The 22,591-nt window shown below is 72.4% G+C and carries 20 protein-coding genes; 7 read left to right on the forward strand and 13 right to left on the reverse strand.

What is annotated here, in order from left to right; all coding sequences use genetic code 11:
- Nucleotides 1-152 precede the first annotated feature (152 nt).
- The gene (locus HJC40_RS06580) at nt 153-2,867 is read left to right on the forward strand and encodes an Ig-like domain-containing protein (RefSeq protein WP_249999078.1); all 2,715 of its coding nucleotides are present in this window, start codon (nt 153-155) and stop codon (nt 2,865-2,867) included.
- Here the strand turns inward: HJC40_RS06580 and HJC40_RS06585 are convergent.
- Entirely contained in the window at nt 2,851-3,909 is a 1,059-nt protein-coding gene (locus tag HJC40_RS06585; protein ID WP_249999080.1) for an aldose epimerase family protein, read from the reverse strand. The genes HJC40_RS06580 and HJC40_RS06585 overlap by 17 nt on opposite strands.
- A gap of 137 nt (nt 3,910-4,046) precedes the next feature.
- Between HJC40_RS06585 and HJC40_RS06590 the strand changes: the two genes are divergently transcribed.
- Together HJC40_RS06590 and HJC40_RS06595 are read left to right on the forward strand one after the other, a co-directional pair.
- Nucleotides 4,047-5,057, forward strand: a complete 1,011-nt coding sequence (locus HJC40_RS06590; protein WP_249999082.1) for an arabinan endo-1,5-alpha-L-arabinosidase — start codon at nt 4,047-4,049, stop codon at nt 5,055-5,057.
- Between the two features lie 109 nt (nt 5,058-5,166).
- Nucleotides 5,167-5,505 (forward strand): BON domain-containing protein, encoded by a 339-nt coding sequence (locus HJC40_RS06595; protein ID WP_249999085.1) that lies wholly within the window; start codon nt 5,167-5,169, stop codon nt 5,503-5,505.
- A gap of 6 nt (nt 5,506-5,511) precedes the next feature.
- Here HJC40_RS06595 and HJC40_RS06600 read toward each other — a convergent pair whose 3' ends face one another.
- The gene (locus HJC40_RS06600; RefSeq protein WP_249999088.1) at nt 5,512-6,567 is read right to left on the reverse strand and encodes a TerC/Alx family metal homeostasis membrane protein; all 1,056 of its coding nucleotides are present in this window, start codon (nt 6,565-6,567) and stop codon (nt 5,512-5,514) included.
- 226 nt (nt 6,568-6,793) lie between these two features.
- On the reverse strand, nt 6,794-7,651 hold the full coding sequence (locus HJC40_RS06605) for an enoyl-CoA hydratase/isomerase family protein (protein ID WP_249999091.1): 858 nt from the start codon (nt 7,649-7,651) through the stop codon (nt 6,794-6,796).
- A gap of 92 nt (nt 7,652-7,743) precedes the next feature.
- On the opposite strand from HJC40_RS06605, the gene HJC40_RS06610 reads away from it, so the two are divergent.
- Complete coding sequence (locus HJC40_RS06610; RefSeq protein WP_249999093.1) at nt 7,744-8,361, forward strand: TetR family transcriptional regulator; 618 nt, start codon at nt 7,744-7,746, stop codon at nt 8,359-8,361.
- Between the two features lie 717 nt (nt 8,362-9,078).
- Here the strand turns inward: HJC40_RS06610 and HJC40_RS06615 are convergent.
- From HJC40_RS06615 to HJC40_RS06625, 3 genes are all read right to left on the reverse strand, one after another.
- Nucleotides 9,079-11,640 carry a hypothetical protein gene (locus HJC40_RS06615; RefSeq protein ID WP_249999095.1) on the reverse strand — a complete coding sequence of 854 codons (2,562 nt, stop codon included), beginning with the start codon at nt 11,638-11,640 and terminating at the stop codon, nt 9,079-9,081.
- A gap of 166 nt (nt 11,641-11,806) precedes the next feature.
- Nucleotides 11,807-12,355: a hypothetical protein gene (locus HJC40_RS06620; RefSeq protein ID WP_249999097.1), complete on the reverse strand. Its 549-nt coding sequence runs from the start codon at nt 12,353-12,355 to the stop codon at nt 11,807-11,809.
- Nucleotides 12,356-12,538: 183 nt separating this feature from the next.
- A complete protein-coding gene (locus tag HJC40_RS06625; protein ID WP_249999099.1) occupies nt 12,539-12,970 on the reverse strand; it encodes a hypothetical protein in 432 nt (143 codons plus the stop codon).
- Here HJC40_RS06625 and HJC40_RS06630 point away from each other — a divergent pair.
- Nucleotides 12,942-13,379 (forward strand): CAP domain-containing protein, encoded by a 438-nt coding sequence (locus tag HJC40_RS06630; RefSeq protein WP_249999101.1) that lies wholly within the window; start codon nt 12,942-12,944, stop codon nt 13,377-13,379. The genes HJC40_RS06625 and HJC40_RS06630 overlap by 29 nt on opposite strands.
- A gap of 39 nt (nt 13,380-13,418) precedes the next feature.
- On the opposite strand, the gene HJC40_RS06635 is transcribed toward HJC40_RS06630, so the two are convergent.
- The 6 genes from HJC40_RS06635 to HJC40_RS06660 all read right to left on the reverse strand — a co-directional run bounded on the left by HJC40_RS06635 (nt 13,419) and on the right by HJC40_RS06660 (nt 19,724).
- Nucleotides 13,419-14,471 (reverse strand): LLM class flavin-dependent oxidoreductase, encoded by a 1,053-nt coding sequence (locus HJC40_RS06635; RefSeq protein ID WP_249999104.1) that lies wholly within the window; start codon nt 14,469-14,471, stop codon nt 13,419-13,421.
- Nucleotides 14,468-15,802 carry an LLM class flavin-dependent oxidoreductase gene (locus tag HJC40_RS06640; RefSeq protein WP_249999106.1) on the reverse strand — a complete coding sequence of 445 codons (1,335 nt, stop codon included), beginning with the start codon at nt 15,800-15,802 and terminating at the stop codon, nt 14,468-14,470. The genes HJC40_RS06635 and HJC40_RS06640 overlap by 4 nt, the downstream gene beginning before the upstream one ends.
- Nucleotides 15,799-16,521, reverse strand: coding sequence for an ABC transporter ATP-binding protein (locus HJC40_RS06645; protein WP_249999109.1), 723 nt, complete (start codon nt 16,519-16,521; stop codon nt 15,799-15,801). The genes HJC40_RS06640 and HJC40_RS06645 overlap by 4 nt, the downstream gene beginning before the upstream one ends.
- Nucleotides 16,497-17,327, reverse strand: coding sequence for an ABC transporter permease (locus HJC40_RS06650; RefSeq protein ID WP_249999111.1), 831 nt, complete (start codon nt 17,325-17,327; stop codon nt 16,497-16,499). Before HJC40_RS06650 ends, HJC40_RS06645 begins: the two co-directional genes overlap by 25 nt.
- Nucleotides 17,324-18,382: an ABC transporter substrate-binding protein gene (locus HJC40_RS06655; protein ID WP_249999113.1), complete on the reverse strand. Its 1,059-nt coding sequence runs from the start codon at nt 18,380-18,382 to the stop codon at nt 17,324-17,326. Before HJC40_RS06655 ends, HJC40_RS06650 begins: the two co-directional genes overlap by 4 nt.
- Before the next feature lie 157 nt (nt 18,383-18,539).
- Complete coding sequence (locus tag HJC40_RS06660; RefSeq protein ID WP_249999116.1) at nt 18,540-19,724, reverse strand: ROK family transcriptional regulator; 1,185 nt, start codon at nt 19,722-19,724, stop codon at nt 18,540-18,542.
- Nucleotides 19,725-19,873: 149 nt separating this feature from the next.
- On the opposite strand from HJC40_RS06660, the gene HJC40_RS06665 reads away from it, so the two are divergent.
- Nucleotides 19,874-20,821, forward strand: a complete 948-nt coding sequence (locus HJC40_RS06665; RefSeq protein ID WP_249999119.1) for a class I mannose-6-phosphate isomerase — start codon at nt 19,874-19,876, stop codon at nt 20,819-20,821.
- A 3-nt stretch (nt 20,822-20,824) separates the two neighbouring features.
- Here HJC40_RS06665 and HJC40_RS06670 read toward each other — a convergent pair whose 3' ends face one another.
- Entirely contained in the window at nt 20,825-21,568 is a 744-nt protein-coding gene (locus tag HJC40_RS06670; protein ID WP_249999122.1) for an SDR family oxidoreductase, read from the reverse strand.
- Between the two features lie 104 nt (nt 21,569-21,672).
- Between HJC40_RS06670 and HJC40_RS06675 the strand changes: the two genes are divergently transcribed.
- Entirely contained in the window at nt 21,673-22,488 is an 816-nt protein-coding gene (locus HJC40_RS06675) for a helix-turn-helix domain-containing protein (protein ID WP_249999124.1), read from the forward strand.
- Nucleotides 22,489-22,591 lie beyond the last annotated feature (103 nt).

The following is a 22,591-nucleotide window of genomic DNA, read 5'->3' on the forward strand; positions in this document are numbered from 1 at the left end:
ACGTGCCCGGGGCGGCGCGGCTCTTTGCACCGACCCCGCCGCTGAAAAGGCGCTAAGGCGGGAGCTGTCGCTATTCCCGCGGGCCCGGAAACGTGCTGGGCAGCGGATTTCCGACTCTCCGGGCCGTCCGTCGATGTGCGACGTTGTCGTTCATGGGCCGTCGTTGCTGGACAGTTGTCGCCGCTCTCGTCCTCGCCGGTTCGGTGGCTCCGGCCACGCCGGCCGCCGCCGCCGTCACGCCGGTCGCCCGGGTGAACTTCCAGCCCGCCGCGTCCGCCGTCCCCGCCGGGTACCGGGCCGACACCGGTGCGGCCTTCGACACCACGCGCGGGTCCGGCTGGGTCCGGCGCGGCACCGGTGAGCCGCTCGATCTGACCCGCAACACCCGGGACCGCACCCGGTCCGGCGTCGACGATCGGCTCGACACCGTCATCCACATGCAGTACGGCGACGTCGGCGGCACCAGCGGGGTGCTCACCGAGGGCGCCTGGGAGTACGCGGTGGCCGACGGCACCTATCAGGTCACGGTGTCCGCCGGTGATCAGCCCTCGTACGACAGCCGGCACACCGTGCGCGTCGAGGGTGTCGTGGCCGTCGACGGATTCGTGTCCACCGCCGCGGCCGAGTACCGGCCGGCGACCGTGACCGTGGCGGTGACCGACGGCCGGCTCACCGTGGACGCGGCCGGCGGCGCCAACACGAAGCTGAACTACGTCGACCTGAGCCGGGTCACCGCCGACGTCGCGCCCCTCAAGGTTGACTTCTCCGACGCGGCGACCGCCCCGGCCGCGGGCTACATGCGGGACTCGGGCGGCGCCTTCACCGCCGCGCGCGGTTACGGCTGGGTCGACCTGGGCGAGCGGACGCCGGTCGACCTCACCGGCAACGGACGCAACCGCAACCCGGCCGCCGGGCAGCCCGACGCCCGGCTCGCCACCTTCGTCCACGCCCAGCTCCCGGCCGGGTCGGCCGGCGTGACCACCCCGGGCGCCTGGGAGGCCGCCGTCCCGTCCGGCCTCTACACGGTGACGGTCGCGGTCGGCGACGCCGGGACCGCTGTCAACAGCACGCACTGGGTGGCCATCGAGGACCAGAACGCGATAGCCGCCTTCACCGCGACGGCCACGACCAGGTTCGCGACCGCCACCCGGACGGTGCGGGTCACCGACGGCAAGCTGACGATCAGCCCGGCCGGGGGAGTCAACACCAAGTTCGCGTACGCCGACATCGCCGAGGTCCCCGGCGGCGCCACGATTCCCGCCGTCCGCACGAGCACCCCGGCCAACGGCGCGACCGGAGTGCCGGTGACGACCAGCGTGGTCGAGGATCTGGTGCTGCCCAACGGCGGGGTGAAGGCCGCCTCGCTGACCGGCTCGTCGGTGACGCTGACCCGGCTCGGCGACGGCGCCCCGGTCGCGTCCACCACGATCACCAGCGGCGGCGGCGACGTCGTGAACCTCTCGCCCAGCGCGCCGCTCGCCCCGCTGACGACGTACCGGTTCAGCGTCACCAGCGCCGTCACCGACGTGACCGGCAAGCCGTTCGCGCCGTACTCGATCGTCTTCACGACCGGCAGCGGCACCACCACCGGGGGTCCGATCGCCTTCGACAAGACCGTCGGCGTGGCCACCGGGGCCTCGTTCACCACGGTCGTGAAGGGCCCGGACGGCCGCCTCTACGCCGGCACGCTCGACGGGCGCGTCTTCCGCTTCCCGATCAACCCGGGTGGCACCCTCGGCGCCCCGACGATCATCACCACCGTACGGGACGACGCCGCCGCCCGGGGGCTGCCCGGCGCGCCGGCCCGGACCGTCATCGGCATGGCGTTCGACCCGGCGTCGACGGCCACCGCGCCGGTGCTCTGGGTGACCGACAACTACCAGTACGTCGGCCCGCTCAACGTGCCCGACTGGTCCGGGCGGATCGGCCGGCTCAGCGGCGCCGACCTCGGCACCTACACCCCGGTGGTGGTGAATCTGCCCCGGTCGGTGAAGGACCACGAGACCAACTCGCTGGCCTTCGGCCCGGACGGCGCGGTCTATGTGTCGCAGGGCGCCAACAACGCGATGGGCGCGGCCGACTCGACCTGGGGCAACCGGCCGGAACGGCTGCTCAGCGCGGCCGTCCTGCGCCTCGACCCGGCCCGGCTGCCGGCCACCGGGCCGCTCGACGTGCGCACCGAGGAGGGCGGCGCCTACGACCCGTACGCGGCCGGGGCGCCGTTGACCTTGTACGCCACCGGCGTACGGAATGCCTTCGATCTGGTCTGGCACCGCAACGGTCATCTCTATGCGCCGACCAACGGCTCGGCGGCGGGCGGGAACACGCCGGCCACCCCGGCGACCCTGCCGCCGGCCTGCGCCCGTCGCGGCTACACCGGGCCCGCGGTGCCGGCCCTGACCAACGTGCCCACCGCGGAGACCGACTACGTCTTCGACGTGCGGGCCGGCCGGTACTACGGCCATCCCAACCCGGTGCGCTGCGAATGGGTGCTGGCCGGGGGCAACCCGACCGCCGGAGCCGATCCCTTCCAGGTGCCCGCCTACCCGGCCGGCACCGCGCCGGACCCGAACTTCGACCTGGCCGGGACGTACGACGCCGGCCTGCACGCCTCGGCCAACGGAGCGATCGAGTTCCGTGGCGGCGTCCTCGACGGCAAGCTGCTGGTGGTTCGATACTCGGCCGGGCAGGACATCGAGACGTTCGACGTCGCCCCGTCCGGCACGCTCTCCAACCGGACCACCGGGATCGCCGGATTCACCGGGTTCAGCCAACCGCTGGACGTCACCCAGGATGTCGCGTCCGGCTACCTCTACGTCACCGAGCTGGGCGCGTCCCGCATCACGCTGCTCAAGCCTCGTCCGTGACACCGAACCGGAACACCGTGGTGGACCGGTACGTCTCGCCGGGGCGCAGCACGGTCGACGGGAAGGCGGCGTGGTTGGGGGAGTCGGGGAAGTGCTGGGTCTCCAGCGCCAGCCCGTCGCCCTGCCGATACAGCCGCCCGCTGGTGCCGGTGACCGTGCCGTCGAGGAAGTTGCCCGAGTAGAACTGCAGCCCGGGCTCGGTTGTGGACACGCTCAGCGTCCGCCCGCCGATCGGCTCGGTCACCTGAGCGGCCGGCGCGAGTCCGTCACCGGCCCGGTCGAGGATCCAGTTGTGGTCGTAGCCGCCCGTGAAGCCCAGCTGGGGATCGCCGGTGCGGATGCGCTCGCCCACGGCGACCGGCTCGCGGAAATCCATCGGCGTGCCGGCCACCGGGCTCAGGTCGCCGGTGGGGATCAGATCGACGTCGACCGGGGTGAAATGGGTGGCGTCGATGCGGACGAGGTGGCCGTAGATGTCGCCGCTGCCCTCGCCGGCCAGGTTGAAGTAGCTGTGGTTGGTCAGGTTGACCACGGTCGGCGCGTCGGTGGTGGCCTCGTAGTCGATCCGCAGCTCGTTGTCCGGCGTGAAGGTGTACCGCACGGTGACGCTCAGCGTGCCGGGGTAGCCCTGATCGCCGTCCGGGCTGACCAGCCGCAGCTCGAGGGCCCCGTCGACCGGCGTGGCCGACCACAGTCGCTTGTCGAAGCCGGTCTTGCCGCCGTGCATGCTGTTGGGGCCGTTGTTGATCGGCGCCTGGTACGTCGCGCCGTCGAGCGGGAAGCTGCCGCGCGCGATCCGGTTGGCGTAGCGGCCGATCACGGCTCCGAAGTAGGGATCCGGGTTGTCGAGATAGCCCTGGAGCCGGTCGAAGCCGAGCACGACGTTGGCCCGGGCGCCGCTCCGGTCGGGGACTTCGAGGCTCTGCAGGACGCCGCCGTGGGTGAGGATCGCGGCGCGCCCGTTTCCGCTGTCCAGCACATAGCGGTCGACGGGGCCGTCCGCCGTCGAGCCCCAGTCCTCACGCGTGATCGATACCGACATTCCGATGACGTTAGCGGTCGTGGGCCGGATCGGCAGCGGTTGACAGCGATGCCGTGAACGTTAACATCGACATATAACTATGGCGGCGACGCGTGGGGGAGCCGGCTGACAGCAGACCTCTGGCCCCAAGGAGCACCATGTCCAGCACTTTTCTGGCCGGCGCGGCGGTGACCGTCCTGATCGCGGTCGGCGCCACCACGATCCAGGCTCAGGGAGCGACGACAACGTCGCCCGTCGCGCTCGCCACGCCGACCGTGCCGCCGCCCTCGTACCCCGGCCCCGGCGTCGTCACGGGCGCGACCGGCACGCACGACCCGGCGATGGTCAAGACCCCGTCGGGCGGCTACCTCGTCGCGCAGACCGGTGACAACCTCCCGCTGACGACCTCGGCCGACCGCACGGCGTTCCGGGCCGCGGGCTCGGTGTTCCCCGGCGGTGCCCCGTGGACCACGGCGTACACGGGCGGAAGCCGCAACCTGTGGGCGCCCGACATCTCGTACCGCAACGGCCGCTACTACCTGTACTACTCGGCCTCGACGTTCGGCTCCAACCGCTCGGCGATCTTCCTGGCCACCAGCCCGACCGGCGCGTCCGGCAGCTGGGCGAACCAGGGTCTGGTGATCGAGTCACGGACGTCGGACACCTTCAACGCGATCGACCCGAACCTGCTCGTCGACGACGCGGGCCGGTGGTGGCTGAGCTTCGGGTCGTTCTGGTCCGGCATCAAGCAGGTGGCCCTCGACCCGTCGACGGGCAAGCGCTCCGGCGCCACCGTCCGGAGCATCGCCGGCCGCAACGGCGGCGCGATCGAGGCGCCGTTCCTGTTCAAGCACGGCGCCTACTACTACCAGTGGGTGTCGTTCGACCGCTGCTGCCAGGGCGCGGCCAGCACGTACCGGATCATGGTCGGCCGCTCGACCAGCCCGAACGGCCCGTTCACCGACCGCAACGGCGTCGCCATGACCGCCGGCGGCGGCACCCAGGTGCTGGCCGGCCACGGCAGCATCCACGGCCCGGGCCACCAGGCCGTCCTGGCCGACACCGACGCCGACGTCCTCGTCTACCACTACTACGCCGACAACGGCGCCTCCCGGCTCGGCATCAACCTCCTCGGCTACGACGCGGCGGGCTGGCCGTTCGTCTATTAGGCGTGCGTCTGCTGACGACCGGGACCGTCATGGAACCGTCATGTGACCGCCGGGCGGTTGCGAAGTGCAGATCGGAGGCTGGAGGGCCGGACCCCTCCTGGAGGCCACCGTGTACTTCTGGTTCCACATGCCGGGGGAGTCGCCCTGGTTCCCGGACACCCCGGAGCAGCCCGATGCGGCCCGGGTGCGGCGGGCGATCACCGACCACTGGGCCGAGACCGACCGGGCGGTCGCCGTCCGGCTCGCCCTGGCGCTGTTGCACGATCCGGCCGTCGACGGCGGCGACCTCGACCTGCGGGTGCAGAGCGGCGTCGCCATCCTCGACGGCCGGGTGCCGTCCGCTTCGGCCCGGGCCGCCGCCGTCGACCGGGCCTGGTCGGTCGACGGCGTCCGTGATGTGTGCGACCTGCTGCGGGTTCGCCGCCGCCGGCCGTGGTGGCGGCCCTGACGCCGGCTATCGGTCGGTCGGGGCCCGTCCGGCCGTAACCGGGTCGGCCGGTGCGGCGCCGCGTTCGGCTGCCGCGGCGGCGGCGTCGCGGCGGTTGGCCAGCATGCTGGTGATCGTCACGGTGATCAGGGTGGCGGCGATGACGCCCAGCGAGGCCAGCGTCGGCACCTCGGGCAGCGACGGCCACACGCCGTGGGCCCAGTGCAGCACCAGCTTCACCCCGATGAAGGCCAGGATGATGGCGAGGCCGTAGTCGAGGTGGCGCAGCTTGTCGAGGACGTTGCGCAGCACGAAGTACAGCGCCCGCAGACCCATCAGAGCGAAGGCGTTGGTCGCGAACACCAGGTACGGGTCCTCGGTCACCCCGTACACGGCCGGGACCGAGTCGACGGCGAACACGATGTCGGTCATGAACACCGCGACCACCACGACGGCCAGCGGCGTCAGCACGCGCCGGCCGGCCTGGCGGATGACCATCTTGCTGCCGTGATACTCCTTGGTCACCGGAAAGAACCGGCGCAGGAGCCGGACGCTGCGCATCTGATCGATGTCGACCGTGTGGTTGTCGCCGCGCCTCGCGTCCCGCAGCACCTTCACCGCGGTGACCAGCAGGATGCCGCCGAAGAGCAGGAACGCCCACGTGCCGGCCTGCAGCACGGCCGCGCCCGCGGCGATGAAGACGCCGCGGAGCACCAGGGCGCCCGCGATGCCGTAGAGCAGCACCCGCTGGGCCAGCGCGGACGGCACCGCGAAGGCGCCGAGCAGCAGCATGAAGACGAACAGGTTGTCGACCGACAGGGACTTCTCCACCACGAAACCGGTGTAGAACTCGATTGCCGGCCGGCTCCCGTACGCCCACCAGAGCACCAGCCCGAACACGGCCGGCAGCATCATGTAGAAGACCGACCAGCCGACCGCCTCGCGCATCGGCACGTCGTGGGGCTTGCGGGTGACCACGAAATCGGCCACCAGAAGCCCGACGAGAACCACGATGCTGATCACCCAGAGCTGGGGTGAAGCGACCGATTCGAGCGGAGCGGCCAGGGTGAGACTATGCGCCATCGGGGAACCTCCTCGGAGATGTGCGCCATCGTCCGAGGTCTCCCTCACCCGCCGCAGGACGGGCGAACGCACGGAGGCATACCGGGATGCCCGTGATGACCGCAACGCTCTTTGTGAGGTACTCCCCTCGTCGCGCAGAATAGCCGACGATCTTGGGCCCGGCCAAGGACGGGGGGCGCAAATCACGCGAATCGGGCCGCGGCGGTGGGCCGCGACCCCGGCCGGGTCAGAATTGGGCGAGGAGGGCTTCGAGGTTGCGTTCGCCGTCGCGGGTCTGCATGCCGGCGGCGAGCAGCTTGTGTGCGAGCGCGGCGGCGTCCGCGCTGAAGAGCGGGGTGAGCATCGCGTTCTCGACGGCGAGCCCGTCGCGGGTGATCGGGGTGGCCGCGGCGTTGACGGAGGTTTTGACCGCGGCGATGATCTCCGGGCGCAGCGCGCCGATACGTCGGGCCAGGGAGTCGACGAAGCCGCCGATCTCGTCCGTCGGCAGAGCGCGGTTGACCAATCCATACCGTTCGGCGAGCTCGGCGTCGACGAGCTGCGCGCCGAGAAGCAGTTCCAGGGCTCGGGCGCGTCCGATCAGCGAGGTCATGTACTGGGTGCCGCCACCACCGGCCATGATGCCCAGCAGCACCTCGGGCTGTGCCTGACCCGCTTTGCCGATCGCGGCGAAGCGCATGTCGAGGGCCATCAGGAACTCGTTGCCGCCACCCCGGGCCAGACCGGTCAGCTTGCCGATCGTGATCTGGGGAAGTGAGCGCACCTCCTCGTGCACCACCTGCATGAGGTTCAGCTGCGGCGGGAACTCGGCGCCGGGGTTGGCCGCCATGGTGGCGGCGCCCGCGGCGGCCAGCACATCCGGGTCGGTGACGAAGCGCATGTCGCCGTGGGTGATGAAGAAGTCCGGGTCGGCGCTGTCGAACACGATCACCCGCACATCGGCATCGTCGCGCACCTGAGCGACGAAGCGGCGCAGCGACGGCAGCAACGTGCCGTCGGACAGGTTCAGCGGCGGGTTGTCGAGGGTCACCGTGGCGACGCCATCAGCAACGGCGACGTGGAGGCCGGGTAGTTCGTACGTCATGGTGACGCTCCTTCGCATGTGTGAAACTGAGTGTCAGGCTAGATTCTGAGCTTCATACCTGCAAGTGGGCTTCGTCTCCGTATCCTGGGTGCATGACAGGTCTGAGTACTCGCGCCATCGGGCGCGCCGCGGTACGGGGCGAACTGGCGAGTATCGCTCTGCCCCGGTTCTTCGAGGCGGGGTTCGACAACGTCACCTTCGACGACTTGGCGACCGCGGCCGGCGTCTCTCGGAGTACCTTCCTGCGGTACTTCGGGACCAAGGAGGATGTCGTCCTGTTCGCTTTCGACCCGCTGGGCGACGCTATGTCCGCGGCCCTGGCATCCCGCCCCGCCGCGGAAGATGAATGGACGGCGCTGCGGCGGGCTGTCGACCCGGCCGTTGCGCTGCTCACCCGGGAGCCGGACGATGGTTTGACGCTGCTGCGGCTGGTGTGGACCACGCCGGCGCTGTGGGGGCGACTCCATGAGAAGCAAGCGAGCTGGCGGCCCGCACTGGCCGACCGCCTGGCCGAACGTTCCGGCGACGGCGCCGTGTCACCGCTGGCCCTGCGCACACGCGTCATGGCGGCGCTGGGCTGCCTGATGGTTGCTTTCGACAGCTGGGTCAATGACAACGGACGCGACGATCTCGACGCCCTGACCGATGCCACGTTCGCAGCCCTGGCCTCGATCCCCTCGTACCACCAGGTCAACGGCCGGCCCTCATAGGCAGTGACCGGCTCCAAATGACCTCAGCCGGCTGAGTGCACAGTGCTGAACAGGCCGGACGGAGACCGACTTGCGGCTGAGGAGCAAGCCTCCGGGCGGCATGAACGCCTCGCGCCGCCCGGATCCGTACGGACAGAGCGTCATCCGTCGCCTCTTGGGCCCTGGCAAGTCGGCGCGGTGGACCGCCAGTGGCCCTGGCTGGGCAGGGGTTGCAGCGTTGACCATGGCTGTAGACCGGGCCGCCTCACCCAGGATCCTTTCTCGTCATGCGAAGGCCGCCGAGTGGTCGACAACGAATTGGCGGAAGGTCCGGGCCACCCGTGTGGGTGACCGCGGAGGCCGCGTGATCGGCGGCGATCTCGGCGGCTTTCTTGCGGTTGACGGTTGGGGCCGAGGGTGACCAAGCTCGGACGGTAAAGCATCTATGTCTGAGCTTGGTCACCCGCGGCCCCCACCATGCGGGGGGGCCCGTGGCGGCGAGGGGATCGGTCACCGGGCGGTGGGTGCGTGGCTGGGGCGGCGGTCACCTGGCGGCGAGGTGGTCTGGCTGCCGCGCTGTGGTCGCCGGACGGCGCGTCGGCTGGGGCGGGCGGGCCTGGGTGGTGGGTTGCGGGAGCAGGACCGTGCCGGTTGCGGTCAGCACGTCGCGGCTGGGTGGTGGGTCAGCGGAACTTCGGCCGAGCGGTTGAGGTCAGCGCGTCGCGGCTGGGTGGTGGGTCAGCGGAGCTTCGGCCGGGCGGCTGAGGTCAGCGCGTCGCCTTTGTGTATGGGCCAGACCCGCTTTGAGATGCGGCGGGAAGGGCGCTGGACGGGGATCGGGTTCGAGTCGCCGGGGGCGTCGCCTCGCAGGTCCCTCACCTTTTCGGCGGCGGCGTCGAAGGCGGGGTCCGCGTAGTAGTTGGAGTGGCCGCACGACGCCGGGTCGCAGGTGTCGCCGGGTACGCGGGTGAAGCCGGGGTCGATCAGTTCGCGGTCGACGTCGTTGGTGTCGCCGGCTCGTACCTCGGAGGGGGGCGCGTCGGGGGCGAGCGCCTGGGCCGGGTGGCGCTGGAAGATCTCGCCGCCGATGGGGTCGCTGCGCCGGTAGAGGTTGCGCCACGGCCAGGTCTCGCGGGGGGCGTCGGTGGTTCCGAGCAGGGAGGAGCCGGCTCGGTGCAGGGCGGTGGGGCCGAAGTACTCCGGGAAGAAGCGGCCGTACAGGCGGTGCACCGGGCTGCCGTAGGTCAGCAGCGCCACCGAGGCGCTTTCCTCGTACCGCAGTTGCATGAGCACTGCCGTGCCGATCACGGCGCCCTGCGAATGGCAGGACAGCAGGACCCGGCCCTTCTCGCCGAGGTGGCGGATGCGGGTGATCAGGTCGGGGACGGCGCGTTCGGTGTAGCAGGGCGGGGCCAGCGGATGGGCGGCCCGGGGCCAGAACGTGCCGATGTCCCAGAGCACGCCGACCGTACGGCGGAAGCGGGGGTTCCGGTACGCCTGCCGGCCGACGAACAGCAACGCCAGCACGAAACCGCCGATCAGGAACGTGCCCACGTTGACCAGCCAGCGGGCGTGGTCCAGCAGCCACGTCCCGTTGACCCAGGACAGCACCAGTCCGGTGACGAGGGCGGCCGCGGTGATCACTAGGAACCATCCGATCAGGCGTTGCCCGACGTCGCCGACCTCGGCCCGGGCCCAGATCCGGGCGATCCGGTCGCGGCGCTGGTGGTGCCTGGTTCCTTCTGCGGCGAGTTCGGGGTAGTAGGCGTCCAGTTCCGGGGCGACCTTCACGGCCGCGCGGTCGAGCACGCGCCAGCCGATGACAGCCAGGATGATGAGGACGGCGGCCAGCACCGGGGTCGCCGCGGCGGCCAGGAAGTAGCCGTCGGGCACGATGAAGGCGATCGGGCTGACCGGTTCGACGGCCGGCGTGCCGAGCAGGTCGGCCACCCGAATGCCGATGCCCGCCGCGAAACCGCCGATCAGCACGAACGCGAGCGTCATCAGGCCGGCGGCGGTCAGGCCGTGCCACACCTGCGGGCGAGCGCCGGCCGCCCGGTTGAGCCGGACGAGCAGCACGGCCAGAAGCAGCAGCAGGGCCAGCTGCACGGTGACCAGCCACGGGATCATCGGCAGGAGCGCCGGCAGGGACTGGCCCGGGCGGAGCCGGTTCTCCCCGGTGAGGAAGGCCAAGGTGATCGCGGCGGCGACCAGGGCGCCGGCGACCCATTCCAGGACGGCGTACGCGTCGAGCCGGATCGGCGGCCGTAGCGGGCCGGCCGGCGGCGGCCGCTCGACGGTGCGGGGCCGGCACACCAGGACGACTGTCAGGCCGAGCAGGGTCACGAGGAGCACGAGGACGACGGTCGCGGCGGGGGTGCTCAACGGCGCCGACAGGAAGACCCCGACAACAGCCAGAGCGGCGGTCAGATGTACGGCGCGGAGCCGGCGGACCGGGTCTTCACCGTTCCACATCTGCCGGTTCTCCAGCGGCGTCTGCCGGTCGACTCCCGGATCGGCTTCCGGCATCCCGGTACGTTCGAGGCGTAGCCAGGTGGTCCGGCCGAGCCAGCCCAGCAGCGCGACCGCGGCGAGCGGCAGGAGCGCGGTGACCGCCAGCCGCCGTCCCGGCTCGTCGAGCCACGACCAGGTCAGGAAATGCAGCCAGGTGGCGTCCGCGGTGCAGTCCCGCCCGTCCGGCCGCACGCACTGCCAGCCGATCAGGTCCATCGCGACCTGGACGGCGACCAGCACGAACGTCACCGTGATGGTCAGGGCGAACAGACGCATGACGGCCTCGGCCAGCGTCCGCGTGACGGCGGCCCGCCGCTCGACCGGCGATAGCGGCTTGGCAGTCTCGCCGGTCGCCGCGGTGGGCCCTTGCGCCCCGGTCGCCGCGGTGGGTCCTTGTGCTCGGGTCGGCCCGGTCGCCTCGGACGACCCCGGTTCGGGCTTCGTCCGCCGGGGCGGCGCCGGTCGCAGCCCGTCCTCGGAGGGTGGCGCCGGCAACGTGAAGTAAGCGACGTTGACCAGCATGAACGGCGTGAGCAGGAGCCAGAGCGCCCGCTGTCCGGCGCCGGCGGTCATGGCCCCCCAGGAGTACGCCTCCACGCGGGCCCGGTCGGTGTCGGCCGACGCGGCCGGCGACTCGAAGCGCCGCCGGAAGAACGCCGCGTCGGTGTCGCCCGCGACCGTCTCCACCTGCGAGTGCTGCAACATCTGCTCGGGCGGGGTGCCGGACACCCCGTGCACGCGCAGTTCGGTCCAGCCCGCCCGGCCCTGGTTCACGTTCCGCGTCATCGTCCCCGCCGCCCTCGTCTCGGGCCCCGCCACGACCGGCGTCCGGGAAGCAGAGGACGAGGGCTCGTCGGGCCTTCGACGCAGTGTGCGGCCGGCGCGGGCAGGCCGCGGTCAGGAGAACGACCGGAACCTGTCCGAACAACGACGCAAAGCGCAGATCAGGGTGTCAATGGTCTTCGCGGGGCACCGGGGTGGCCGTGCACAGGGCGTCGGCCCGGTCGATGACCAGGTCGTCGGGCGTGGGGCAACGCCGGTGCAGGGCGGCCAGGGCATGCTCGTAGGCCGGGCGGCTGAACGGCGTCTCGCGCATCCGGGTGACCGAGGCGCGGACGGCGGCGGCGAAGTCGGCCGGCCACTGGACCCGGTGCAGGGCCTTGACGATGTTGGTGTCACGGTCGACCAGCACGATCTGGACGATGCCGTCGGCGTCGACGCCGGGCAGGCCGTCCTCGGGACCGAACAGGTGCGGGTTGTACGGCGCCTCCGACCACGACAGGATCGGCCCGAGGCGGTACGCCAGGATGCCGGCGTGTTCGCTGTCGACCCAGGCGAATCGGGTGGGCGCCGCCGTGACGGCCTGGACTTCCAGCTCGTGCGGGCGGCTGAGGAAAATCATCAGCTGCACCGGCTCGCCGGCAAACATGGTGAGGGCAGCGCCTTCCGGCCAGCTGACGTCCGGATCAAGCCGGCTACCCACCTCGACGATCAGGTGCACCCCGTCAGCGTAGCGGCGCGGACGCGTCGAGGTGCGAGGTTGGGATCATCTCCCGAAAGACGGACGGCGGTACGGAAGGGCATCGATCTTTAAGTTTTCTTCAACGGACGTGCGTCCGGCGGCGCCGGGCCGCAGAGTCGGTCCGACATTCGGCGACCGATTGAGGATCTCTGTGCGTACGCGTCACCGCCGGCCCCGCCGGACCCGTTCCCTCGTGCTGGCCACCTGTGTGCTGGGAGTGCTGGGCGCCGGAGCTGCCGGCATCGCCTCGGCGCAGACCGGCGGGCACCGCCCGTCCGCCACCGCCCGCGCCGACGCGGCCCCGCGGCTGGGGGCGGCGACCCGGGTGAGCGACGCCGCCCGGGAGCGCCGGCCGCAGCGGCCCCGGCCCCGCCCCACGACCACGCGGACGGCCACGAAGCCCGCGCCGGCGCCGAGCACCGCCGCGCCGACGACGACCGCCCCGGCGCCCACGACAGCTGTGCCGACGACTGCCGTGCCGACGACCGCCGTGCCGACCACGGCGGCGCCCACCACGGCCGCGCCGACCACGGTTCCGCCGGCGACGCCGCCCACGAGCGCCCCGGTGACGACCCCGCCCGCCGACACCGTCATCGACCAGGTGCTGGCCCACATCAACGCCGCGCGGACCGCGAACGGGCTCACCCCGTACGTCCTGAACGCGAACCTGTCGAAGGCGGCGGCCGCCCACAACGCCCTCATGGTGGGCGGCTGTGGCCTGTCGCACCAGTGCCCGGGCGAGGCGGGGCTGGGTGACCGGTTCACCGCGGCGGGCGTCTCGTGGAACTCGGCCGGCGAGAACATCGGGCAGGGCAACGCCGCCGCCAACACGGCGTCGATCGTCGCCGCCGCCAACGGGCTGACCGACCTGATGCTGGCCGAGGTGCCGCCGAACGACGGCCACCGCCGGAACCTGCTCAACCCGGGCTTCAAGCGGATCGGCCTGGCCGTCACCCGCGGCAGCGACGGCCGGGTCTGGGTGACCCAGGACTTCGTGAACTGAGGCCCGCGGGACCGTACGGGCTGAGCACCACCCCGGTGCTCAGCCCGCGACGGCGGCGGTGGAGAGAAGCGCGTCCCCGACCCGCGCCGTCTCGTGCTTGTACGGGGTGTCCGAGAGCACGAAATGGCTGATCCCCAGCGAGGCGTACGCCCGGAGCGCCGCAGCCACGTCGCCGGCCGATCCGACCAGCCACGTCGTCCCGGCGCCCCCGCCGCCGTACCGCCCGGGAGCGGTGTAGAGGCAGCTGTCCAGCACGTCGCCGCGCGCGCCCAGGTCGAGCAGCCGCTGCTGACCGACGGCGGGCCCGCGCAGCTGCTCGTTCGGGTTCAGCGATCGCCGCGCCAGGTCGGCGACCCGGGCCTCCGCGTCGCGCCAGGCCTCCTCGCGGGTGTCCCGGATCAGCGTGGTGACGCGCAGGCCGAACTCCAGCGGCGCCAGATCACGGTCGAGGTCGGCGCTGAGGCGGCGCAGCCGGTCGACCCGTTCGGCGATGCCGTCGAGCGGCTCGCCCCAGAACAGCTGCACGTCGGCTTCGGTGGCCGCGACCCGTTCCGCGGCCCCGGAGGCCCCGCCGAAGTACAGGCGCGGCGGCCGGGCCGGGCGCAGCGGCAGGGTCGAGCCGGTCACGCCGAAGTGCGCGCCGTGGTGGGTGACGTCGTCCTCGGTCCAGAGCCGGCGGACGATCCGCATGAACTCCTTCGTACGGGCGTACCGCTGGGCCTGCTCGCCCTCGGTGTCGCCGTACGCAGCCAGGTTGTCCTTCCCGCTGACGATGTTGACGAGCAGCCGGCCACCGCTGAGGTGGTCGAGCGTGGCCGCCGACGAGGCGAAGTGGGCCGGCTGCCAGTAGCCCGGCCGGATCGCCGCCAGGGACCGGAAGGTGGTGGTCCGGGCGGCGATCGCGGTGGCGACGGTGAACGTGTCGGGGCGGCCCCACCCGGTGCCGATGAGCGCGCCCTCCCAGCCGTGCCGCTCGGCCGTGCGGGCCAGGTCGACGCTGTGCTCGAGGGTGCCGTAGCCGGCGACGGCGTCGTCGCCGCGGTGGCCCGGCTCGACCGTGTTGGGGATGTACCAGAGGTGGGTCGGGCTCATCGGAGCGCTCCCTGCAGGGCGAAGCGGTTGGCCGGGCGGGGGAGGCCGTAGTGCTCGCGCAGGGTCGTGCCCGTGTACTCCGTACGGAAGAGGCCGCGTTCCTGCAGGATGGGCACGACCTGACCGGTGAACGCCTCGATGCCCGAGGGCAGCACCGCCGGCATGATGTTGAAGCCGTCGGCCGCGCCGTTCTCGAAGTAGTGCTGGATCGTGTCGGCGACCTGCACCGGGGTGCCGGTGAAGGTGCGGTGGCCGCGACCGCCGCCGAGTCTGCCGATCAGCTGGCGGACGGTCAGGTTGTCGCGGCGGGCCCAGTCGACGATGAGGGTGCGGCGGCTCTTGGCTCCCTCGATCTCGTCCTCGCCGGGCAGGTCGTCGGGCAGCGGCTCGTCCAGTCGCAGCCGGTCGGCCGGGACCCGCAGGGTGTGCGCGAGCGTGGCCACCGCGTACTGCGGCGCGATGAGCCGGTCGAGCTCGGCCTCGAGCTCGCGCGCCTGCGACTCGGTGTCCCCGATGACCGGCACGATGCCGGGCAGGACGACGACGTGGCCGGGGTCGCGCCCGGCCGCGGCCGCCCGGCGGTTGAGGTCGGCGTAGAAGGCCTGGCTCTCGGCGAGCGTCGGCTGTGCGGTGAAGACGGCCTCGGCCCACTTCGCCGCGAAGTCCTTGCCGTCCTCGGACGATCCGGCCTGCACGAGCAACGGGTACGCCTGCGGGGAGCGCGGCACGTTGAGCGGGCCGTCGACCCGGAAGTGCTCGCCGTGGTGCTCGATGGCGTGCACCCGCTCGGACAGCGCGTGCACCCCGGCGTCCCTGTCGGCCACGATCGCGTCGTCGGCCCAGCTGTCCCACAGTTTCGTGGACACCTCGAGGAACTCGTCGGCGCGCTCGTACCGCGTACGGTGCAGGGGCTGGTGCTGGAGGCCGAAGTTGCGGGCCGCCGCGTCGCCCGCGGTGGTCACGATGTTCCAGCCGGCCCGGCCGCCCGAGAGGTGATCGAGCGAGGCGAAGCGGCGGGCCAGGTTGAAGGGCTCGTTGTACGACGTGGACGCGGTCGCGATGAGCCCGATCCGGCTCGTGCTCGTGGCCAGCGCGGCCAGCAGCAGCGTCGGCTCCAGCTTGCCGGCCGGCCGCCGCCCCGGGTCGCTCCAGAGCACCGGGCTGTCGGCCAGGAACACCGAATCGAACCGGGCCTCCTCGGCGACGCGGGCGAGGTGCTGGTGGGCGGCCAGCGACAGGTTGGAGTGCGGGTCCGAGGTGGGCAGCCGCCAGGACGCCTCGTGGTGGCCGGTGTCGTGCAGGAACAGGTTGAAGTGCAGCTGACGGCTCATCGGTTCTCCTTCTCGACGCCGAGCTCCTCGAGCAGAAACGTGCGCAGCTCGGTCCGGGACCGGCCGGCCGGGTCGACCGGGACGTCGGCCCGCACCACCCCGGCGTCGAGCACGATCACCCGGTCGGCCAGCGCGATCGCCTCGTCGACGTCATGGGTGACCAGCAGGACGGCCGGCTGGTGGGCCTCGCACAGCTTGCGCAGCAGCTTGTGCATCCGGATCCGGGTCAGCGCGTCCAGGGCTCCGAACGGCTCGTCGGCCAGGAGCAACTGCGGTTCCCGGACGAGCGAGCGGGCGAGCGAGGCCCGCTGTTGCTCACCGCCGGAGAGCTGGAACGGCCAGGACCGTTCGCGGCCGGCCAGACCCACCTCGTCCAGCGCCGTCCGGCCGCGTTGGGCCGCGTCCGGCTCGCGCAGCCCCAGGACGACGTTGTCGAGGATCCGTTTCCAGGGCAGCAGCCGGGAGTCCTGGAAGACCACCGAGACGGCCTCGGGAACCTCGATCTCGCCGTGCCCCGCGATGTCGCGGTCCAGCCCGGCCAGGGCCCGCAGCAGCGTGCTCTTGCCGGTGCCGGAGCGCCCGATCAGCGCCACGAACTCGCCCGGCGCGATGTCCAGGTCGAGGCCGTTGAGCACCCCGCCGTTCGCGCTGAACCGGCGGTGCAGGTCGCGGACGCGCACGGCCGGCCGCGTGATCAGTCCTCCAGGGTCCGTCGCCATGCCAGCACCTTCCTTCCGACCAGGCGTACGGCGCTGTCCGCGCAGTAGCCGAAGACTCCGTAGATGACGAGGCCGACCACGATGACGTCGGTCTGGCCGTACTGCTCGGCGAGCGTGATCATGTGGCCGATGCCGGCGGTCGCGTTGTACTGCTCGACGACCACCAGCCCGAGCAGCGAAGAGGTGACTGCGAACCGCATGCCGAGCAAGAAGCCGGGCAGCGCTCCGGGCAGCACGATGTGCCGTACGAACTCGCCGCGCCCGATGCCGATCGTCTCGGCCAGTTCGGCGTAGCGGCCGTCGATGCCGCGCAGCCCGTTGTGGGTGTGGATGTAGATGGGGACCAGGCTGATCAGCGCGATGGTCACGATCTTCATCTCCTGGCCGATGCCGAACCAGGCGATGAACAGCGGGATCAGCGCCAGCGTGGGCACCGACCGCTTGATCTGGATCGGGCCGTCGATCAGCGACTCCCCGAGCCGTGACAGCCCCGACACGACGGCCAGCACGCCGCCGGCGGCGATCCCGAAGCCCAGGCCCAGCGCCGCCCGGTGCAGCGACGAGAGGATGTTGCCGAGCAGGTCGTGGTCGGTCCACTGCTCACCGAAGGCCACCACGACGTCCCACGGCGCGGTGAGGATGGCCGGGCTGATCAGCCCGGTCGCCGAGCCCGCCGACCACACGGCCAGCAGCAGGATCGGGCCGATCCAGAACGCGTACGGGATCCGGTGTCCCGGTCCGAGCCGGCGCCGCACGACGCGGACGTCGGGCCGGGCGACTCGCGGACGGGTCTCGAGGATGGTCATGCGGCGTCACCGGTGACCACGTCGGCGCCGGCCGCCTCGGCCTCGACCGGCTCGAAGCGCCGGTCGACCAGGGTGGTCACGTCGAGCTTGTCGCGGTTCTGCTGCTCGGCGAGCAGGTCGGCCGTCTGCTGCAGCCGGGTCAGGGCGTTGTCCCAGGTCGCCGGGATGCCCTTGGCGCCCTCGGTGGCGACCACGTCCTTGGCGTCGGCCTCGCTGAGGCCCTGAGTCTCCTGCAGGTAGGCCTTGGCGTACCCGTCGGGGTTGGCATTCTGCCAGAGCAGCGCCTTGGCGCGCACGCCGACATAGACCTTGAGCGCGGCTGCCTTCTCCGCGTCCTGCACCGAGCTGGTGAGGCAGTAGAGCGTCGACGCGTCGTCGCGGATGCCGGTGAGGATGGCCCCGCCACCGGGGTACTTCGCCTTGTAGATCTTGACGTTGGCCGCCCCGATCGGCGCCACGTCCACGGCCTTGCTGCCCAGGGCGGTCACGTACGAGTCACCCGTGCTGGTCAGTTCGACCAGGGTCACGTCGTCCCGGGTCAGGCCGGCCTTCTGCAGCACCCGGAGCACGAGCGCGCCCTGGGCCTGCCCCGCGCTGTAGGCGATCTTCTTGCCGCGCAGGTCGGCCAGGGAGGCGACGGTCACCCCCGGGGCCACTCCCAGTTGGTAGATCGGGTGGTTGACCGGGTCGACGACGACCGACTGGAAGACGATTTTGGTGGAGGTGCCGGTCCAGGCGGCGAAGAGCGAGGGGATGTCGGCCACCGCGCTGCAGTCGAGCTTGTCGGCCCGGAAAGCCTGGATGCTCTGCGGGCCGCCGCTGATGTTGGCCCAGCGGACCTCGACACCGGCGTCGGCCAACTCCTTGTCCAGGCCGGACGCCCGCACGACGGCCTGGATCGCCGGGTCGCCGATGCGGATCTCGGTGCCGCCGGCGACCCGGTCGGGCAGGGCGGCCGTCAGCTCCAGCCGGGCGCCGGCGTCACCGCCGCAGGCCGACAGGCCGAACAGGGCGACGGCCAGGGCGCCGGCGAGGCGCAGGGGAGGTTTTCTCATCGATGGTTCCTCCGCGGTTTCTGCTGCGGGCAGGCAGCGCCGGACCCGGTGCGAGCCGGGCCTCTGCGCTGGTGGGGGTGGCCGGTGGCTTCTTCGCCGCCGGTCTTAATTCATACTATGCCGCTAGGATTAGAAGGCAACTATGCGTCGTGCTGAATTAAGTCGTCCCCAGGGGCGCGGCGAAGACGTGATCGAGGGCGACAGCGCCACCGGCCACGGCGAGCACGTCGCCGCCGAAGCTGCTCGCGCGGACCGTCGCCGCCACGTCGGCGCGCCCGGACGACCACTGCGCGACCTCGGCGCGTAGCGTCGTCAGGCAGCCGGGCAGCCGGTTGACGCCGGCCTCGGCGACGACGAGCACCTCGGGATCGAAGAGATCGAGCAGCAGGGCGGCGGCCCGCCCGACGAGCCGGGCGCGCTCGGTGAACAGGGCCACGGACGCGGGCCGGCCGCTGCTCGCGGCGTCGACCAGGGCGCTCAGCTCGGGCCGGTCGATCAGGCCGTCGGCGAGCGCCCGGCGCACCAGGGCGTGCTCCGACACGGCGGCCTGCAGGCATCCCGTACGCCCGCAGGGGCACACCTCCGGGTGCCCCTCGACCGGCAGATGCGCGACGGCGCCCGCGGCCGACCGGGGGCCGTGGTGGATCCCGCCGCCGGCCGCGAAGGCGACCTCGACGACGTTGCCCACGAACAGCAGCACCGCGCTCTCCCGGGCCCGTCCGGCCGCGGCGCCGACGAGCTGCTCGGCCCGCAGCAGCGCCCGTGCGGTGCTGTCGACCCGTACGGGCAAACCGCCGGCCCGGCCGAGCAGGTCGCCCACCGGTACGTCGCGCCAGCCCAGCAGGGGGTGGTCGACGACGGTGCCGGTGACGCTGTCGACCCAGCCGCCGGTGGCCACGCCGAGCCCCAGGATCCGCCGGCGCGTGCGGCCCAGCCCGGCGATGCGTGCGGTGAGCGCCGCGAGGACCGTCGCCGGGTCGCGGCCGTCGTGCGGGTCGCGGTGCCGGGCCAGGATCCGGCCGCGCAGGTCGAGCAGGGCCACCGTGGTGTGCTGGACCGCGATGTGCGCGCCGAGCACCGCGACCCGGTCGGGCTCGAGGTCCAGCGGCACGTGCGGCCGGCCCAGGCCCGGGGGTCCGGCCGCCTCGGGCACCTCCCGGACCAGGCCCCGGTCGAGCAGCGAGGTGACGACACCGCTGACCGAGGCCGCGGACAGCCGGGTCGCCCGGGCCACCGTGCTGCGGGCGATCGGGCCGTGGTCGAGAACGGCGCGCAGCACCGCCCCGGCCGGGTCGCGCGAACGGCGCGGACCGGCCGGCGGCAGGTCGCCACGCCGGGTCATGCCGGGAGGCTAGCCCGCGTACCGCCGGGAGACCGCATACAGCAACCGGTCCGTAACAGGCCCTTATCGGGCTTGGCCGGTGCGGTTGGGGGACACTTCCGGGGCGGCTTCCTGACCGCGCTCGCCGTTTCGTCACCGGAGGACCATCGATGGCCGTCGTCCCGCTCCCCGCGAATCAGCCCGAGACGTTCTATCGCGGGGCGGGCCGGATCGCCGAGTTCCGCACCCTGCCGGCGCTGCCCGACCGCCCCGAGGACTGGGTCGGCTCGGTGACCACGCGGTTCGGCCTGGCCCCGTCCGGGCTGTCCACGCTGCCCGACGGCCGGGTGCTGGCCGAGGCGATCGCCGCCGAGCCGCGCCACTGGCTGGGGCCGGACCGGGCCGACACCGGCGTGCTGGTGAAGCTGCTCGACGCCGGTCAGCGGCTGCCCCTGCACGTGCACCCCGACCGGACGTTCGCCGACGCCCACCTCGCGTCCCCGTACGGAAAGACCGAGGCCTGGGTGATCGTGTCGGCACGCCCCGACGCGTACGTGCATCTGGGTTTCGCCCGCGACGTCGAGCCCGAAGAGCTGGCCGGCTGGGTGGCTGACCAGAAGACCGGCGACATGCTCGCCGCGACCAACCGCGTTCCCGTGGCGGCCGGCGACGCGATCCTCTGCCCGGCCGGTGTGCCGCACGCGATCGGCGACGGCATCCTGCTGGTCGAGGTCCAGGAGCCCACCGACTTCTCGGTCCTGCTCGAGTACGAGGACTTCGGCCTGTCCGACGGCCACCTCGGCCTGGGCTACGACCTGGCGCTGCGATGCGTGGACCGCAGCGCGTGGTCACCGGCCCGGATCGACACCCTGCGCGGCGCCGCCCACCGCCTGCTGCCCGAGTCCGCCGACGGCTTCTTCCGGGCCGAGCGGCTGTACGGGGGTGACAGCGTGGCCCGCGGCTTCAGCGTCCTGGTCGCGGTGGCCGGCGAGGGCACGCTGACCGGCGAGACCGACAACCTGCCGATCCGCCGGGGCGACACCCTGCTCGTCCCGCACGCGGCCGGCCCGCTCACCCTGGGCGGCGCGGTGCAGGTGATCCGGCTGACCGGCAACTGACGCTCAGCGGCCCGGCAGGGTCGTGAGCGCCTGCGAGCGTTGCGCCACCAGATCGGCGTACGTGCCGTCGCGCTCGGCCCAGCGGTGTTGCAGCACACCGCGTACCAGGATCTCGTCCGGGGTGGGGTTCTGGCCGAGCAGACCCAGCACCTCGTCGAGGTAGTCGTCGAGGTCCTGTGCGCGGGGGTTCAGCCGCTTGTGCTCCGGGGTGGTCGCCACCGCCGGCGGCACCAGCTCGGTGACCTCCACGCCGGTGCCGGCGAGCTGGGCTCGCAACGCCTCGGTGTACGCGTGCACGCCCGCCTTCGTGGCGGCGTACGTGGCCATCAGCGGGAACGGCAGGAAGCCGATGCCCGAGCTGACCGTGACGAAGGTGCCGGCGCCCCGGGCGAGCAGGTGCGGGGTGAACGCGTCGAGGACCCGGATGGTGCCCAGCAGGTTGGTCTCGACGGTCGTCTCGGCGGTGGCGAAGTGCCCGGGGTCGCGCAGGTCCTCGGTCAGCTGCACCCCGGACATGGTGATGACGACGTCCAGGCCGGGGTGGCTCTCCAGGACGCGGTCGCGGGCGCGCCGCACCGAGCCGGCGTCGGTGACGTCGAGCTCGACGACGCTCAGCCCGTCGAGGGAGGCGGCCCGGCGCCCGCCGACGACGACGGTGCCGCCGGCGGCGGCGAAGCGACGGGCCAGGCCCAGGCCGATGCCGGAGGTGGCTCCGGCGATGAAGACCGTGCGGTTCGTGATGTCCATGAAACCCAAGGTCGCAGCATCGTCACGGCTCAGGAAGTGCTTTGCGAATCCGGGTAGTGGCAGGACCCCCTGTCCGAGCCCACGCCGGTACTAACCTCGGCCTCATGAGCGGCGACGAGGGCACCAACCGGCTGGGCGACTATCTGCGCGCTCGGCGCGAGCTGGTCACGCCCGAGCAGGCCGGCCTCCAGCCCGGCAGCCGCCGCAAGGTCAAGGGGCTGCGCCGCGAGGAGGTGGCGCTGCTCGCCGGGATCAGCGCCGACTACTACCTGCGGCTCGAACGCGGCCGCGACCAGAACCCGTCGCCGCAGGTGCTCGAGGCGCTGGCCCGGGTCCTGCACCTGGACGACGTCGAAAGCCGCTACCTGCTCGAGCTCACCGCGCCCCGGCCTCGCGCCCGCCCCCGCCGCCGGCCCGAACACGTGCCCGAGCGGCTGCGTCACCTGCTGGCCGCGGTGGGGGTGCCGGCCTTCGTCGAGGGCCGGGCCTTCGACGTCCTGGCGGCCAACGCCCTGGCCACGGCCCTGTCGCCCCGGCTGCGCCCGGGCCAGAACCGGCTGCGCTCGATGCTGCTCGACCCCGAGGAACGCGAGTTCCACGTCGACTGGGAACGCTCGACGGCCGCCTTCGTCGCGGCCTTCCGCCAGACCATCGGCGACGCGCCCGACGACGCCCGGGTCGTCGAGCTGGTCGGTGAGCTGTCGCTGGCCAGCGCCCGGTTCCGCTCCCTGTGGGCCCGCCACGACGTGCGCCGGCTGCAGGGCGGCACGACCACCGTCCGGCACCCGGTGGTCGGCGAGCTCACCCTGCACCGCGACAAGCTGCCGGTCGACGGGCTGCTGCTGGTGCTCTACTACGCTGACGAGACCGGCGACAACGCCGAAAAACTGCGCCTGCTGGCCTCGCTCGCCGCGTCGTGAAGGCGACCACGCCCCGATGCCCTGTCCCGTGACGCGGAGAGAACCGCTGGCCGGCGGAGCTGACTCGAGCCCGGACCGCTCTGTGTCGAGCGATCCGGGCCCG

The organism is Actinoplanes sp. M2I2 (assembly GCF_023544445.1).
Lineage (GTDB): Bacteria > Actinomycetota > Actinomycetes > Mycobacteriales > Micromonosporaceae > Actinoplanes.

Excerpts from the sequence above, each read along its gene's own strand:
- HJC40_RS06600 (WP_249999088.1), bottom strand. The coding sequence starts at position 6,567 with ATGGCGCATAGTCTCACCCTGGCCGCTCCGCTCGAATCGGTCGCTTCA.
- HJC40_RS06670 (WP_249999122.1), bottom strand. The coding sequence starts at position 21,568 with ATGGACATCACGAACCGCACGGTCTTCATCGCCGGAGCCACCTCCGGC.
- HJC40_RS06640 (WP_249999106.1), bottom strand. The coding sequence starts at position 15,802 with ATGAGCCGTCAGCTGCACTTCAACCTGTTCCTGCACGACACCGGCCAC.
- HJC40_RS06655 (WP_249999113.1), bottom strand. The coding sequence starts at position 18,382 with ATGAGAAAACCTCCCCTGCGCCTCGCCGGCGCCCTGGCCGTCGCCCTG.
- HJC40_RS06660 (WP_249999116.1), bottom strand. The coding sequence starts at position 19,724 with ATGACCCGGCGTGGCGACCTGCCGCCGGCCGGTCCGCGCCGTTCGCGC.
- HJC40_RS06625 (WP_249999099.1), bottom strand. The coding sequence starts at position 12,970 with ATGACGGTGTCGGCGGGCGGGGTCGTCACCGGGGCGCTCGTGGGCGGC.
- HJC40_RS06635 (WP_249999104.1), bottom strand. The coding sequence starts at position 14,471 with ATGAGCCCGACCCACCTCTGGTACATCCCCAACACGGTCGAGCCGGGC.
- HJC40_RS06605 (WP_249999091.1), bottom strand. The coding sequence starts at position 7,651 with ATGACGTACGAACTACCCGGCCTCCACGTCGCCGTTGCTGATGGCGTC.
- HJC40_RS06650 (WP_249999111.1), bottom strand. The coding sequence starts at position 17,327 with ATGACCATCCTCGAGACCCGTCCGCGAGTCGCCCGGCCCGACGTCCGC.
- HJC40_RS06590 (WP_249999082.1), top strand. The coding sequence starts at position 4,047 with ATGTCCAGCACTTTTCTGGCCGGCGCGGCGGTGACCGTCCTGATCGCG.
- HJC40_RS06615 (WP_249999095.1), bottom strand. The coding sequence starts at position 11,640 with ATGACGCGGAACGTGAACCAGGGCCGGGCGGGCTGGACCGAACTGCGC.
- HJC40_RS06675 (WP_249999124.1), top strand. The coding sequence starts at position 21,673 with ATGAGCGGCGACGAGGGCACCAACCGGCTGGGCGACTATCTGCGCGCT.
- HJC40_RS06585 (WP_249999080.1), bottom strand. The coding sequence starts at position 3,909 with ATGTCGGTATCGATCACGCGTGAGGACTGGGGCTCGACGGCGGACGGC.
- HJC40_RS06580 (WP_249999078.1), top strand. The coding sequence starts at position 153 with ATGGGCCGTCGTTGCTGGACAGTTGTCGCCGCTCTCGTCCTCGCCGGT.
- HJC40_RS06665 (WP_249999119.1), top strand. The coding sequence starts at position 19,874 with ATGGCCGTCGTCCCGCTCCCCGCGAATCAGCCCGAGACGTTCTATCGC.
- HJC40_RS06610 (WP_249999093.1), top strand. The coding sequence starts at position 7,744 with ATGACAGGTCTGAGTACTCGCGCCATCGGGCGCGCCGCGGTACGGGGC.
- HJC40_RS06645 (WP_249999109.1), bottom strand. The coding sequence starts at position 16,521 with ATGGCGACGGACCCTGGAGGACTGATCACGCGGCCGGCCGTGCGCGTC.